Source organism: Dokdonella sp., from assembly GCF_051958935.1.
Taxonomy (GTDB): Bacteria; Pseudomonadota; Gammaproteobacteria; order Xanthomonadales; family Rhodanobacteraceae; genus Dokdonella_A.
The window spans coordinates 1-15,819 of record NZ_JBQCFP010000032.1; the positions used below are offsets into that span (position 1 = coordinate 1).

Annotated in this window: 10 protein-coding genes; all 10 read right to left on the reverse strand. The window is 66.7% G+C overall.

Going from position 1 to position 15,819, the window contains the following annotated elements; translation table 11 throughout:
* Window positions 1-90 precede the first annotated feature (90 nt).
* The gene (locus ACTHK2_RS03470; protein WP_440244302.1) at window positions 91-2,028 is read right to left on the reverse strand and encodes a hypothetical protein; all 1,938 of its coding nucleotides are present in this window, start codon (window positions 2,026-2,028) and stop codon (window positions 91-93) included.
* Between the two features lie 301 nt (window positions 2,029-2,329).
* The gene (locus ACTHK2_RS03475) at window positions 2,330-4,111 is read right to left on the reverse strand and encodes a hypothetical protein (RefSeq protein WP_440244303.1); all 1,782 of its coding nucleotides are present in this window, start codon (window positions 4,109-4,111) and stop codon (window positions 2,330-2,332) included.
* A gap of 84 nt (window positions 4,112-4,195) precedes the next feature.
* Window positions 4,196-5,062 carry an alpha/beta hydrolase family protein gene (locus ACTHK2_RS03480; protein WP_440244304.1) on the reverse strand — a complete coding sequence of 289 codons (867 nt, stop codon included), beginning with the start codon at window positions 5,060-5,062 and terminating at the stop codon, window positions 4,196-4,198.
* Between the two features lie 601 nt (window positions 5,063-5,663).
* Window positions 5,664-6,176 (reverse strand): hypothetical protein, encoded by a 513-nt coding sequence (locus tag ACTHK2_RS03485; RefSeq protein ID WP_440244305.1) that lies wholly within the window; start codon window positions 6,174-6,176, stop codon window positions 5,664-5,666.
* Between the two features lie 321 nt (window positions 6,177-6,497).
* On the reverse strand, window positions 6,498-7,577 hold the full coding sequence (locus ACTHK2_RS03490; RefSeq protein WP_440244306.1) for a hypothetical protein: 1,080 nt from the start codon (window positions 7,575-7,577) through the stop codon (window positions 6,498-6,500).
* Complete coding sequence (locus ACTHK2_RS03495; protein WP_440244307.1) at window positions 7,574-9,178, reverse strand: hypothetical protein; 1,605 nt, start codon at window positions 9,176-9,178, stop codon at window positions 7,574-7,576. The genes ACTHK2_RS03490 and ACTHK2_RS03495 overlap by 4 nt, the downstream gene beginning before the upstream one ends.
* Window positions 9,179-9,351: 173 nt before the next feature.
* Window positions 9,352-11,073 carry a right-handed parallel beta-helix repeat-containing protein gene (locus tag ACTHK2_RS03500; protein WP_440244308.1) on the reverse strand — a complete coding sequence of 574 codons (1,722 nt, stop codon included), beginning with the start codon at window positions 11,071-11,073 and terminating at the stop codon, window positions 9,352-9,354.
* Window positions 11,074-11,174: 101 nt separating this feature from the next.
* Window positions 11,175-13,256: a right-handed parallel beta-helix repeat-containing protein gene (locus ACTHK2_RS03505; protein ID WP_440244309.1), complete on the reverse strand. Its 2,082-nt coding sequence runs from the start codon at window positions 13,254-13,256 to the stop codon at window positions 11,175-11,177.
* Window positions 13,257-13,591: 335 nt separating this feature from the next.
* Window positions 13,592-14,233 (reverse strand): hypothetical protein, encoded by a 642-nt coding sequence (locus ACTHK2_RS03510; protein ID WP_440244310.1) that lies wholly within the window; start codon window positions 14,231-14,233, stop codon window positions 13,592-13,594.
* Window positions 14,234-14,462: 229 nt separating this feature from the next.
* A partial coding sequence (locus tag ACTHK2_RS03515) for an ABC transporter ATP-binding protein (RefSeq protein ID WP_440244311.1) occupies window positions 14,463-15,819 on the reverse strand: 1,357 nt, incomplete at its 5' end.

Below are 15,819 nucleotides of genomic sequence, written 5' to 3' on the forward strand. Positions count from 1 at the left end.
CGCATTCATCCGCCGCTCATGGCGTGGCTGGAGGCGACGTGGAGGAGACCTCTCGTCGATTGCCGTCGCGCCGACGCACCGCCGTCTGCCTTACTGCAGGTCGAATCCGCTCGCGAATATCGAGTCGCCGCCATCGCCGTCCCAATGAGGACCGTCGTCATCGACGCGGATGCCCTGTACATACTCGTTCAGCAGTGACGCTGCGCCGTTGCCGAGCGCAATGCTTCCGCCGTGCGACGTCATGCCTTTTTCGAACACGATCGTCGCGGAGCCACGCACCGGATGCGTGATGGACAGCGTGAACTGGTTCCCCTGCTCGACGAGCTGCATGGCGCGGCGCGCCTCGCCGTCGTCGTAACCGGTCGCGACATGGAGGAAGTAGCTCTCCGCGCTGCCGGCGTCGTCGAGTTCGAGGCGGTACTGGCCGACCTGCTCGTCGCCCGGACGATCCTCGTTGACGATGCGGTACGACGGGTTGCGTGGCAGAAGGGTCGTCAGTTCGCTCGTCTGCTCGCCGACACGCGCGGTCACGCGATTGGCATCGACGCTCGGCGGTGTTTCGAAATGGTAGATGAAGCTGCGCACGACATCTTGCGCGGCGATATGCGGTCCGGTCCAGAACCAGCCGCCGCCGGCATAGAACGGCCGCAACGAGTCGGACGACGTACGCACGCGATCCAGAACGACCATGGCCTGCAGCGGGCGCACGAAGAGGAATTCGCGCCAGACCTTGTCCGCATACGGCCAGTCGACGCGGGTATCGACGTGATGCCGGTAGGCCCCCGAATAGTCGGTCGCGACGTAGGCGAAATCGGCGGCATGCTGCAGCCTGCGCACTTGCGGCAGGTCGAGCGGATCGTCCGCATTCGGGCTGCCGCCCGGCGGGATCGGCCGTGGCGTGTGCGCGCCGACCCACGTCGCTGTCGTCCGCCCTTGCACGAGCAGCGTATTGTGAGCCGGCGCCTCGGAACTGTCGATCGTGACCGTGCTGCCGCTCGGCTGCCCGTACGCGACGAGCCGGTCCGAATATCCGGTGCTTTCGCGCGTGAGCCAGCGCCCCTTGCGCCACAGCTGGAAACTTCCGCCGTCGAGATGGCGATGCGCCGAGCCTCCGGGCGTGCCGAGCTGGAGATGCAGCTGCGTGGCGTCCGCGCCGTGCGACGTACGTGCGTCGAGCACCTGCGCGCCCGGCGCGTAATAGTCGAGCGGAAGACCGGCGATGTCGCCGACCGCACCGGCGTCGCCGAGTGTGCGGAAGATCCAGTCCGACGGCGTCTGCACGCGTTGCAACCATGCCGCCGCGTGCATCGCGTTGGCCGTGGAATTCCTCGTGCCGAAGTAGCGCGCGAAGTTGCCGAGATAGGTACGCGCGCCGAGCACTTCACCGGTGTGGAACAACTCGTCGTCGCCGAACGGCCACAAGCTGAATTGGCCGGACATTCCGCTCGTGGTCCAGGTCGGCGCCGGTGTCGTGCCGTAGATCAACGCGTAGATGGCTTCGCGGAAGAAGGGCGCGTGCGCATACGGATCGAAGCCGAAGTCTCCCGCGGTGACGAACGGCACGAGACCGTAGGACAGGCTCACGATGCCGTATGCGCTGCCTTCGACGATCACGCCGCCCCTGCCGAAATGGCCGTACCAGCGCGGGAACCAGTCGCCCAGGCGTGTATCGAGCGCGAGATCGATGAACTCCTGCGCACGCGGGTTGACGCCGTAGCTGGCGATGCCCCAGCTGAGGTAGTTGCTGGTGCCGCCCCACCAGTAGTTGTTCGCCTCGTCGCCCTCGTTGCCGAGCTCGCGCTCCTCGCTCAACGCGATCTCGCGATCCATGTAACCGTTCCAGCGCTCGACCATGTCCGTGCGTTGCTGCGGCGACAGGCTCTCGAAGCACCAGTCGAAGATCGAGATCAGGCTCTCGCCTTCCCCGCGGAATTCATCGCGCGAGGTGATCTGCCGGCCGATCAGGTGGGCCGCCGCAGCGGCGCAGTTCGCCGCGTCGCCCGCAACGACGCCATGCACGGCGCGCATGTAAGGATCACCGCCCGGTTGGAACGGATGTGCGGCGAAATACGTTCGCGCCTGCTGCAGGCGGTGGGCGTTGCCGAACCACAAGCGCGGGTGTGCAGCGGGAATCTGCAAGGAAGCCGCCAGCGCCTGGGCACAGGCGCATACGGTCAGGAGAACGAAGAGGATTGAGCGTGGCAGTTTCACGGAGCCCCCGGCTGCAATGGATGAACGACGACGTGGCACGGCGCAGGAGCGCCGTCGCTGCAATGCATCCATTGGAACGTCCAATCGCAGTGACCAGCGCCAGCCGCGTCGGAATGCGCTATCGGACCTCGCCCGCTTCACGAGTGCGCGGCCCGGCAGCGGGATCGAAGCCATCCGCGAGAATGGTGTCGTAATCGGCGAGTTGCAGCTCGACCGCGCCGAGATCGCGCGAGCCGAAGACATTGGGAATACCCGCCGTATCGACGCTGCGCGGTCTTCCGTAGAGGTCCACGGCATCACCCGCGGCGGCTGGCGCCACATCCACGCCGAGCGACGTGGGCAGCAGGCCGTATCCGGCGTCGAACGCCGCACGACCTTCGATGACGACATCGCCGGCGCTGGTGCCGCTGCGATTGCGCGCCAACACGCGCTGAACGTTGACACCGAAGCGGGAGCCTTCGACCTGCAACAGGGGTTGCGGCTGGTCGATGATGCTGTCGAGGACGCCGAGTGCCGCGGCGTCGATCGCGAGCAATGTCTGGCCGAAGGTGCCGTCATTCGCCACGGCGGTGAGATTGACCGCGGACATGAAGGCCCCGTGCAGCGCTTCGAAGACATCGTCGCGCAGGATGTTGCGGAAGACGAGTGCGTTGTAGACGTGCAGGCCTGCGCTGCTCGCAGGCCGCCCGAGGTTGGCGGAGAAGATCGCATTCGCCGTGTTGTCGCTGATGACGGCGCGGTCGATGATGGCGATGGCGCCGTCGCCGACCGCGATCAGGGGCTTGCCCTCGGCCATGACGTTGTCGTGCATGGCGTTGGATTCGATGCGCGTACCCGCTGCGGGCGGATACACGCAATGCGTCTCCATCTGCAGGCGTGCCAGCGGTCCGGTCGCGCGCACGAGGCTGCCGTAAGCGGCATCGGGTGCGCCGCCGATGGGATGGGCATCGGTCAGCACATGCTCGCGAAAATTCGCGCCTTTCACGCACACGGTGTAAACCCCCGCGGAATGCGCCGGCGCGTCGATTTGGATCGCGCCGCGCCTGTTGCCGCGGAAACCCGGTCCGCCCTGCTGGCTCGCGGCGTACAAGTGCGACTCCATGGGGCCGGATGTATCGGCGTGGTGAATGAACTCCACGCCATAGGTTTCGTTGAACTCGAACACGTCGCCGGCCGCGCCTATGTCTGCGACGGCCGGCGATTCGATGCGCAGGCCCGCCCCCCGGTTCTGCTTGAACGTGTTGCGGGTACCGTCCATCGTCAACACGGCACTGCCGAACACGATGGCGCCGTTGCCGAAGTTGGTATCGATGCTGACGTCGTCCAGGAACTGGAGATGGGCGATGCCGCCCGTGCCCTCGAAGGAAAGTCCGCCGGCGCCGTCGAGATACTGGCCGTTGACGTTGTGCCGGAGGATCACGTCCTCCAGCAGCAGGCTGCCGCGCCCGCTGTAGTCGACGCCCGCGCCGTGGCGCGCACCGCTCGGCACGCTGCCTGAGCCGCCGTCCATTATTTCCAGCTGCTTGAGATTTACGACGCCGCTGCCGCGTATCTTCAGTACCGGCGATGCGCCGTCCCCCGTGATACGGGTGCGACCCGTCGGGGATGGCGACCAGCAGTTGTCGAAACCGCCGATGATGTCGACATCGAGGCTGTCGATAGTCAGATGTTGGCCGTCGTACGTGCCCGGCTGCACGTCGTTGGTAACCCAGATTTCGTCGGGGCCGGGATTTTCCCGCGCCTTCTGCATGGCTTCATCGAGGGTCGGCCTGGTGCAGTTGCCGGGAATCCCCGACTGGCCGACCGTGATGATCATTGCCGGGGCGGGTGCGCTGCACAGCGCCGCAAGCACGAACCAGAACGAACGACCGAGGGCGCGACGCAAAATGCAGGGAAGCATGGGCAGATCTCCGAGGTCGCCCATATCAACGACGAATCCGCGGCGGCAGCGACGCTGCGACGCCGTGGCGGTCGTGCACCGCACTCAGTGGCGGCGTGCGGCGTCCCGGGCCGTGTCGATGGCCCCCACCAACCGCGGCCACAGCGTCCGTGCCTTCGATTTTCGGAACACGCCGAAATGCCCGATCGGCTCGCCGCCGTCGGCATCCTTGTGGATCGTCTCGACCACGCACCCCGACGCATTCGGGAACCGGCCACCGAAATCCGCCACCGCCGCTTTCGTGCCCCAGGGATCGTCGGCAATCTGGAACAGGTGCAGGTGGCCACGGAATCGCCACGCATTCGCGTCGAACGCGGGCTCGGAGAACACGAAGTCGCGCCGCCGCGCCCAGCGCGAGAATTCCAGCCCGAACCGCGGCCCCATGTTGCGGCGGAAACCGATCATGCCCGGCCACACGCCGAACATGCGGCACGACGCCGGCACGAGCGCATGCCACGCGAGCCAGTGCGCATATCGATGCGGGCGCGCCATGTGCCGCCAGTGGCCCGACAGCGCGGCGACGCCGATCAGCGCGTCGATGCGGTCGGCCGCCGGTTGCACGCCGGCCATCCAGCCGCCGGCGCTGTGCCCGATCACGATCATCGGGCCGTGCCGCGCGTTCGCGTGCGCGTGATCGAGCACGGCGGGATAGTCCTGTTCGATCCAGGTCGAGAATCCGCATTCGCGGCGACGCCGGCGGTCGATGTCCGATTCGCCGACGCTGCGGAAGTCGAATACCAGGGCGTCATGACCCGTCTCCGCCAGATGCTCGCAGAACGGCATGTAGAAGCGCGCCTCCGCGGCCGCGCCCGGAGCGACCACCACGGTGGCACGTGGCGTGGCGCGTGCGCGATGCCACCAGCCCGCGATGCGCGCGCCGTCCGCGCACCTGATCGATACCTGTTCGTTCATGCCGTCTCCGCGATCGGTGTTCCTGCACCGGCAGAAAACGTCGTTTCACGGTATGCAGCGACGGCGTCATTTCAGCGCGCCAGCCCGGCACGAGAGGCCTCGCGTGGAGGCGCTCGTCAACTCGCAGCCAGCATGCGAAGGGCGCAACCGACCCGATGGCGAGCACGCCCGCGAACGGTCACTGCATCGCCCTTCTGCATGCCACGGCGATGGACGACGGGACCTTGTGCCGTCGGTAGCAAGTAGGCGCCGTCGTGTCTTTGCCGTATCGAGGACGCGGTCCTGGCAGGCCTTGTGGTGCCCCCCGCGCGCAGGCCGGCGGCATGCGCGGCATGCACCGCTCCATGCGACGGCGCCACGAATGCAACCGTGCTTCCGTTGCCGACACGAGCGACCCACAGTTCCACGAAACGCAGACGTGGACGCGTGGCAAAGGCGAATCCTGCATGATCCATGCATGAAGAAGGCGGGCCGTCCGGAATCATCGCGCGCAGCCGCATGCCGGGTGGCGCGAGGATCGCGTCGTAGAACGCGGATACCAGGTCGAAGCCATGCGTGCCCGACGGTGATATGACCGGACGCGCTCGTGTGCCACGGTGAACTACGAACCGCGCTCGAAGCCATCGACGAACAGCATATCGCCAGGTTCAACGATCTCGTCCGGCTGGGTTTCGAAGGCACCGAGATCGCGGATGCCTCCCCCGCCGTCCTGGTCGGGGAGGTCAACGTCGCGCGGACGCCCGCGGATATCCGTACCGCCCGCAGCCGGCAGCCGGTCGATGCCCAAGGAATCGGCCGTCTGCCGGTAGTCGCCGGCGGGGCCGTCCGCGAACGATGCGCGGCCGGGCCACAGCGTCGGCGCGCTGCCGGAGTAAACCGCATCGTAGAGCACGTTCGAAATCGCGCCCGGATCGGACTCATCGGCGAACAACGGATCGCCGGGCTGGCCGACGATCGAATCGGCGAGGGCGAACGCGGCTGTCCCGTTCTCGAACACGGAGCCGAGCAACCGGTTGTCGACGACGGTGGCGGAGCGCATCGTGAATTCGCAACCTCCTTCGCATGGGCCGAGGATGGCGTCGCCCGCATTGCGCGCGACGAGCGCCTGGCGCACGTCGACCTTCGATGCGATGCCCGCGCTCGAGCCGGACGCGTGAAAGATCGCATCCGCGGCATTGTCCATGATCCGCATGTCCTCGAGATGGAGAAGCGCACCGCTGGACGCCTCGTAGACCGAACCGGCCGCACCGTCCACCGCGGTTGCCGCGACGTTGCGCACCGTACGATTGCAGGCCTCACCGTTGCAGGCAGGCACGTCGCTCGCGCAAGCGCGCGTGTGACGATAGCTCGCCAACGAACCGAGGACATCGACCGCGGCACCACCTCCGGTCGCACTATTGCCGTCGATACCGATGTTCCACGCGCACACTTCGGATTAGTCGTCGATCTCAAGGCCCCAAGGCGGACGAAACACCCACACCGCGCCACCGCGGCCGCGCGCCTGGTTGAAGGCCATGACCAGCGGTCGCGCCGGATCGTCGCTGACCATGGAAACGCTCGCCCGGCCTTGGGAGATGCCGAATCCGTCCCAGCCGTCGGTCAGCGCGATGACGCCGCCGTTCCTGGCGGAATTGCGCGTGAACGTGCCCGGCGCGTCGTCGCGCGGACTCGCGCCGAGGCGCATCGTCACGGGCGCGACACCCAGGATCGCACCGCCGTCACCGGCGGTCGTGTTTGCATCGACGTGCAAGCCACTGCCGCCCATCTCCAGCACCGCACCACGATGCAACGCGATGGCGCCGCCACCTTTGCTGGCATGGTTTCCGACGATGCGAACGTCGTCTCCCGTCTCCACGCGTACGTCCGCGTCGACCGGTGTGATCACGATCGCGCCGCCGAACTCGGCCCGATTACGGCTGATCTCCGAATGCTCGATCAGGACGTCCACGCGACCGCCGTGACCGAACACCGCAAGTCCGCCTCCCTGTACCGCTTCGTTGCCATCGATCAGCACGTCGCGAAGAACGAGTCGTCCGCCACCACCATACTTGATGCCTGCACCGAAGACGTCGCGACCCCCACCGCTGAATCGCAGGCCTTCGATCTCGACGTTGCCCCCAGCGATGCGAAGCACGGAGGCATCGGGCCGCGTGCCGCCCACCAGTTCCGTCCTGCCGCTCGGCGTCGCGTCGGCGCAATCGTCGAAGCCGCCGACGAGCCGCAGTGCGCCTGGGCTGCCTTGCACCACCTCCGAACGGTTGGCCACGAGCGCGACGTCGCGGTAATAGCCGCCCTCCACGTTGCGCGCGATGCGGATCTCGTCGTCCGCGATCGTCGCCGCTGCCGCATCGAGCGCCTCCTGTATCGAGGCAAAATCACAGCCGGCGCCGCCAACGGTGTGGAGCGCGGCGTTCGCGTCCGCCGCGCTCACGCAGACGGCGACCACAAGGGACGCGGCAATGAAGATCCGCGAAGGCCCGACTACGCCGCCCAGGCGCGTGGCTGAGCGAGTCATTTCCTCACCTCACGCGCGCCACCCGCCACCCTCGCCAGTTCTTCGAATCCGTCCTCGAACACCTCGTCGAGCGAATCGATCTGCAATTCGTACGCACCCAGATCACGCGGCCCCTCGCCATCGGGAATCTCTCGGGTGTCCACGTCGCGCGCGCCGTCAGCAGCGTCGCGGCCGCCGATGGGCGGAGCGCGGTCGACGCCGGGCGAGTCGGGCGCCTGCCGGTATCCGCCGGCGACGTAGATCGGCCGCCCCTCGATTACATCGTCGCGATCGGATGCGCCGATCGAATTGCGCGCGAGCACGCGCACGAGATGCGTCGTCGCAGCGGCGTCGTCGACGGCGAGCAATGGCTGGTCCTGGTCCACGATGCTGTCCCAGACGTCGAGCATGAATGCCGCATTCGCGACCAGGATTTGCTGGAACGCACCGAGGTTGTCGGCGATCGTCAGTCCGAGCGCATGGACGTCCGCGCCGTTATAGGCACCGATGACCTGGATGCCGAGCGTATTGCCGACGATCAGCGAGTTCGACAATGACAGTGTCGATCTGTTCGTCGGGGCACCCACGTTCGCGAGCGCCACGCTGCCTGCGGTGTTTCCGGTAAGGGCAGCCCGGTCAATACCGACATACCCTTCATTGTGGACGAAGACGAGTGCGCCGCCGTCGTCGCGATGGTTGTCACCGAAGAGGCGGCACGCGAAGGCGTCGCACGCGATATCCGCCTCGTTCGGGAAATCGGTGGTGGTGTCCATTGCCAGCTGGACGCTGGCGCCGTCGACGTCGACGATGCCGCGACCGCTGACGTTCGCGCCGACATGGCCGGTCACGGAGACGTTCTTCGTCAGGAGCACATGGTTGTTGCGCCGCGCACTGTTGCCGAGCATAAGGATCGCGCCGAGCCCGTTGGCGTGGATGCGCAGCGGATCATTCGCGTCGGTCGAAAACAGGCGGGACCTGCGCAACGAGTCTTCGGCCGTGATGCCCGACACCACCACGATCCCCCAGGTCGTGTTGCCGGCGAACATCTTGCCGTTGCCGCCGAGATCGAAACTTGCCGGGCTGTTCACGAGCAGGCCGAAGCCCTGGTTGCGCGACACCTCGACGTCGCGTCCGAGCGACTCGAAATGGACGTCGCCGAACAGGCGAATGCCGTCGACGAAGTTGTCCGACACGGACACGCGGTCCTTGAAGCGCAGGGTCACTGCGCCACTCGCAGCAGTGATCGCCAGGGCTGCGCGTGACGAGGTAAAGGGGCTGCCGTTGCCGAAGAGCGACACGTCCTCGAGCGTGAGCAGGCCGCTGCCGGTGTACTCGACACCGGCGCCGTCGTTCTTGTCGCCGGCGATGCCGCCGGAGATGTCGACGTGGGCCAGGCTGACCTCGCCCTCCCCGGCGTGTAGCGACAGTACCGGCGCCGGTACGCCATCGCGTCCGACGATCGCCGTGCGGCCCGTGGGTTCGGCGGCGTCGCAGGTCTCGAAGCCGCCGACGAGATCGAAGTGGCGATCCTGCACGCTGAGATTCGCACGCCACGCGCCACCGGCGACGTCGCGCGTGACGCGGATCTGGTCGCGCACGTCGCGCTGGCCCGCCTGCGTCATCGCGTCTTCGAGCGTCCGGGCATCGCAGTTCGCACCGGTTTCGCCGACGGTGATGATTGCGGCCGACGCGGGCGCGAAGGCGCATGCGCAAAACGACAACGCCAATGCCGCAGCCGCGCAGCGCGGACGAAACGAGGTTCGGTGCATTCGGATTCCCCTGATTGACGACACCGTCAGCGACGCTCGAAGCCACTGGCGAAGATGCGCTCGATCTCCGTTGCCTGCGACTCGAACGCGCCGAGATCACGCGGACCTTGCTGGTTGGGCACGCCGATCGTGTCGACATCTCGCGGATGACCCTCGAAATCCATGCCGCCACCGGCCGGGGCATAGTCGACACCAAGCGACGTTGGCGTCAGTTGGCCGATGCCGCCGTCGCGATAGGTCGGTCGGCCGAGCAGGATGTCGCCTCCTTGCGGAGCGCCGTTGTCGTTGCGTGCGAGCACATGCGTGAAGTGCGTCGTCGCACCGCTGCTGGCCGTCAGCGAAACCAGTGCCTGATCCTGATCGAGGATGCTGTTGGTCATCTGCATCAGGCCCGGTGCGTTGCCGATGAAGCTGAACTGGAACGGGCCATCGTTCGACCTGACCGTCGTATCCCAGATGTCGACGATACCGTCGACGCGCGCTTCGAACAGGTTGTCGTTGAGGGTATTCCCGCTGACGAGCGAGTCGGTCAGGGTGACCGAGGCGCGGCTGTTGCCGATGGCACCGCGGTTGGCGGACATCAGGGTCGCTGCCTGGTTGTTCGTCAACAGCATGCGGCGCATCAGCAGTGTGGCGCCATCTACCGCTGCGAGCAGCGGCGCGTTGTCCGCGGTATTACCCGCGATGGCATTGCACATGCCCGGTCCCGTCGGCATAGGGCAGGAGATCTGCGACTCTTGCGGTAACGCGCAGCTTTCACCGTTCACCTCCATGTGAGCGTGCGCGCCAACGACGCGGAACGCGCTACCGGTATTGCCGTCGATGCCGATGTTCGCGCCGCACAGCGAGTAGGACGCATCGCGCGACAGCATCCAGATGGCGCCGGATTGATTCCCGGAAATCCGCAGCGGGTCGGCCGGATCGATGGAATACAGCAACGTCGTGCGCGCGGTCGAGAGACCCGTTGCGTCGATCGCCAAGCCATAACCGCCATTGCCGGAAATGACCCGACCGGTCGCGCCAATATCAGCCACTGCGCCGTTCTCGAGGCGCATGCCCCCCTGGATGTTGTTGCGGATCGAATTGCCGTCTCCGCGCACGGCCACGACGGACTTGCCCGTCGCGAAGATGCCTTGGGCACCGTGACCGACCACTTCCACGCCGCCGAGCAGGCTGAGATAGGGGCTGCCGCCGCTACTGGAAATTCGCGCACCGTAGTCGCCGTTGTTGTTGATGGTGACACCAGCGAGCTTGACCTCGCCTCGCCCGGTCCACTCGATGCCGTTCCGGCCGCCCTCGATCCAGAAGTTTCGCAACGTGACATTGGCGACACCGGTCATCTTCACCGACGCGCGGTTGGCGTCGCCACCGTAGAGACTGGCCTTGCCGAACGTCGTCTGACCGAGATCGCGGCAATTGTCATAGCCACCGACGAGCTCGATCGACAGGTTCGGATAGGCCGCCATGTCCGGCATCACCAGATTCTCGTGGTACACGCCGTCGGGGGTATCGTCGGTCACGAGGATTTGGTTGACGCCGCAGAAGCCGAGGTCACACAGTTCCTTGGCGCGGTCGATGGCTTTTTGAATCGTGTTTTTGCTGCATTCCGGCCCGCGTCCGACGACGAGGGCCCCTGCATTGGCCGTCTGACCGAACGACCACAGGGTGAGCACCAGCAGGCGCAGCGTGCGCAGACAGGCGGAACGGAGGTTCCTCCCGGACACCGAAATCGTAAAAGCGCTCTTCATGGAAATCACTGAGTCGATGTGAGGAAAATGCTGTCGCACGGTCGTGGAACCACTCGCCGGAATGAACGTCGGTTCCGGCGCCGCAGCGACGCGCGATTGCGTCAGGTCGCCTCGAAGCCGTCCGCGAACAGCGGCAGCTCCTGCGTCTCGAATGCGCCGATGTCGCGCGCACCGTGTGCGTTCGATACCTCGGGCAGGTCGACGTCGCGGGTATGGCCGTCGAAGTCGACGCCGCCAGCAGGGGGGGCGTAATCGACACCCGGGGACCCGGGTGCGAGATGGCCGTCCGCATCGAGGTAGATCGGCGTGCCGATCAGGATGTCTTGGTCGCCATCCGGCATGCCTTCGCGGTTGCGCGCGAGCACGCGTGTCATCCGCAATGCTGACGGATCGCTGGAGGACGACATCAGCGGCTGCGGCTGGTCGACGATGGAGTCGGTCACTGCGAGCGAATATGCGCCGCCCGCCGCGAAGGTGGCAAAATTGCCCTGGTTGGCGCGGATCGTCGTGTCGGTGACCTCGACCGAACTGTCATTGACCGCCTCGATGAGGCGCGGCTCGGCGATGTTCCCCTCGACCACGGCATTCCTGAGTGCGATGGTGGATGCGACCTCGTTCGAACCTTGCAGCGAAGAGAGCAGGCTCGCAGCGGAATTTCCGGCGATGAGCACGCGCTGCAGGTTGATGCGCGCGCCCTCGCGCGCGACGACCAGGGGCTGTCCCGCCGCCGCGTTGGCGACGATCGTATTGCACTGCCCGAGCTCTCGCGGCGCGGCGCAGGCGATGTCTGCTTCGGGAGGGAAAAGGCACTGGTCCCCATTGACATCCAGGGTCGCCAGCGAGCTATGGACGCGAAGCACCGGCCCGCCGTGACCGTCCATCGCGACCCCGCGCATGCACACCCGGTGGGATGAGCCGATCGCCGTCTGGAAGATCGCTCCCAGCTGGTTGACGGAGATGCGCAGCGGATCGGCCGCGTCGATCGAATACAACAGCGTCGGCGGCGCTTCGTTTTCGCCGGAATGATTGATGACGACGCCATACCCACGGTTGGCGCTGATCACCTTGCCACGTGCGCCGATCTGTACGCTCGATGCGCCGTCGACGATGATCCCGCTGCCGAGGTTGCGCGCCACCGCATTGCCGTCGCCGCGAATCGCGAGCATCGCATCCCACAGGAAGATGCCGTCGCCGAGGTTGTCGGAAACATCCACGTTGCCGGAGAACAGTACCCGCGCTTCACCACCATTGCCGATCGCCGCGATGCCGGCGCCGTTGTTCACGCCGAGTGCGACATCGGCGAGTTCGACGTCACCGTAGCCCTGCCACGCGATACCCTTGCTGCCGCCTTCCAGATGCAGGCCGCTCACCCGGATGTCGACCCATCCGAGCATGACCAGCGCCCCCTGCCCCGGCACGCCGGCATGTACCGTGGTACGCACGCTCGTCGATTCCTGCGTGACGCAATCGGACAGGCCGCCGACGATTTCCAGCCGGGTTCCTTCGTGCTGACCGACCAGGCTCAGGCTCTCGCGATACCCATCGCCGTCGACGTCATTCGTCACGAGGATACGTTCGTCGCCACCGTTGCCGATCGCGCGATCGATCGCGGCCTGGATCGTGTGCACGGTGCACGCTTCGGCGCGACCGACCAGGATCGTTTCGGCCGCGACCGGCACGGCGCCGCAACAGGACGCGGCAGCAGCGACGAAAAGGTGAAGGCCGATGCGACGCGCACCGCGCAGGTTCGCTTTCTTGTCCGATGACATCGTGCACTCCTTTGCTTGAGGCTCGTGGAAGGGAGAAAACGCGCGCCATCGCGGCACGCTCGGGGTGGTCAACGTCGTCCGGTCGACGACAGCGCCATCGCAAGCGCCTTCGGACCCAGCACGTTCACGGCGTGCCGCTCGTGGCCGCGCGGTGGCGGGCTCGGTGCGTGCGCGCGACGACGTCAACGGCCGGCGGCTCGCCGGCGAAACACCATGTCGAATGCGGAGGTCCAGGTTCTCCCGTCGTCCTTCGACACGAGCGCGGATTCGCGCACGTCGCTGCCCTCCTTCCGCCAGGTGATGCGCTGCCGGACCGACGTGCCGTCCTTGAGGTGCGTCTCTCCTTCGAGCACCATCGCGCCTTCCATCGACGTCCCCGCGATCCGCATGAGGGACCCGCGATTGGTGACCCACGTCTGCTGCCAGCGCGCGTGCGCGGCGTCGTAGCTGAGGAGGCTCTCTCCGACGAGGCCATCGGCCTGCTCGTAGCGCTCGCGGATCGCGCAGCCGCCGGCGACGCGTTCGACCGTCGCGCGCGCCTGCGCGGGTTCGCCGCGAGCGTCCGCTTCGAACACGTCCCAATCGCCGATCCTGAAATCGAAGCGGCGGTACTCGGGACCATCGCAGTCGAACCCGACCAGGGTCGTCGTCGCGTTCGCTGCGATCGGCGCCGCGAACGCCATCGATGCACACGCCGCCAGGCAGCGCGCGAAGCGCGCAAGATGCTTCATGAACGTTCTCCCGATACGTCAATCGACTTCGAAGGACTGCAGGTCGACGGGCAAGCTCGCGTTGAGCACGAGGGCCGCGAACGCCACTGCTCCCGTGTCGAACTCGCAATCGTCGGTGATCTCGAGCCGCCACACCCCGTTCACTTGGGCGGGTTGAAGCGCACCGAAGGTCGCGTCGAGCGACGATGCCGTCGCCGAGCCGTCCATCGTGGCGCGGTAGAAACCGGCGGCGACGGCTTCACTGTCGCTCACCGTCGCCGCAGCACCCCACCAGTCGAGCGGCCCGTCGTCGGCGAACTGGTACTGGCCCGCCGCATCGCTGCCGTCGTCGCCGAGGAGGCCGAGGCCCGTGTCGCCGAAGATCGATGCGACGGCAGCGTCGGCCGGCGCGAAGAGCCGCGCGTGGAGATCGCCCACGAACGTATGCGCCGGTGCGAAGGTGATGCGCAGGCCGACGTGGTGCAGCATCGTCGTCATGCCGCTCACGACGAACTCGACGACGAGCGGAGGGCCTTGGGTGGATGCATCGCAGACGCGATCCCCGCCACTCGGGGGGCCGTCGGGAATGGGCCCGCCGACGCCGGTGAACTCCACGGCCGACGCCTGACCGGCCGCTGCGGCGAGCAGGCAGAGGGAAAGGGTGATGGCTCGTCGGGGCATCGCCGCGCGAGGCAAGGCCACGCGCTCGCGCGATTCGCGCTTCTGACGTTTGGAAGCACGTCCTCGTAGGGGTTCGTTCCGATTCATCGTGTTCTCGTCGAAAGGGACAGGGCGTGCTTCGCCTGCATGCTCTGATCAACGTCGTATTCGGCGCACCCGCGCCAGGGCGACGCGTGAGCCCACGAGACGCCGCGAACCGACGACGGCTGCAACGCCCGACGTCGGCCTGTCAGCCCCGCATGCACGCATCGAGCGCGAGTGCCCCACCGCGCAGCTGGTGGCCGACGAGCCGTCGATACGGCAGCCCGTGCGCGGCCATTAGTTCGTCGTGCGTCCCCTGCTGCACGATGCGACCGTGCTCGAGCACGACGACACGGTCGGCGTGGACCACGGTGGAGTAGCGGTGGGCGATGACGATCGCGGTGCGCCCGTGCATGAGCCGGTCGAGTGCGGCCTGCACGTGCGTCTCGCTTTCGGCATCCAGTGCGCTGGTGGCCTCGTCGAGTACGAGGATCCGCGGTTGGCGCAACGCCGCGCGCGCGATGGCGATACGCTGGCGTTGTCCTCCGGAAAGCTGGACGCCGCGATCGCCGATGATCGTGTCGTAACCCCGCGGAAGCGATTCGATGAACGCATGCAGGCCGGCGAGTTTCGCCGCTTCGACGACGTCGGCGAACGGTACGTCGCGATCGGCGACCGCGAAGGCGATGTTTTCACGGATCGTTTCCGCGAACAGTTGCGGTTCCTGCTCGACCAGGGCCACGTTCTCCCGGACCGCGGCTCGTCCGAGCGTCGCAACGTCGACCTCGTCCAAACGCACGCTTCCCCGGCAAGGTTCGTAGAACCCGAGCAGGAGCGCGGCGACGGTCGACTTTCCCGCCCCGGACGGGCCGACCAGCGCGACCTTCTCGCCACTGCGGATCGACAACGTGAAGCCGTCGAGCGCAAGACATCCAGGCCGCTGCGGATATGCGAATGCGACATCCTCGAAGTCGATGCGGCCGGCCAGGGAAACCGCGGACATCGGCCCATCCTCGGCATCGCCGCCACTCATGAGTGCGAACACCCGGTCGGTCGCACCGATCGCCCTCATCCATTCGGACCAGATGCCGCTCAACGATCCCGCCGATTCGGTGATCATGTTGGCATAGGCGACGAACGCGGCTAGCTCTCCCACCGAGAGTGAGCCCTGCGCGACGAGGCGGACACCCCCGAGCAGTAGCGAGATCGAAGACAGGCAGGTCAGAAACGAGGACGCTGCGGAGTACGCGGCGCTTGCGCGTGCGTTCGCGAGCTCGGCATCGAGCAACGCATCCGAACGCTTCGCGAAGAGGTGAACCGACCTTCGCTGCTGGTTGGTCGCATGCACGAGACGCGCGTTGGCGAAATGCTGCTGCGCGACGTCGTTGGCGTTGGCATGCAGATCGCGGATGGCGGCGGCGCGCCGCCGCAGGTCCTTGCCGGCGCGACGCGTCAGCGCCCACGCCGGCGGCAGGAATGCGACGACGAGCAACCCCAATGCCGGCGCCATCTGCATCAGCATCACCGTCGCGCCGACGAGGACGCAAGCCGAACGCAGCGCGAGC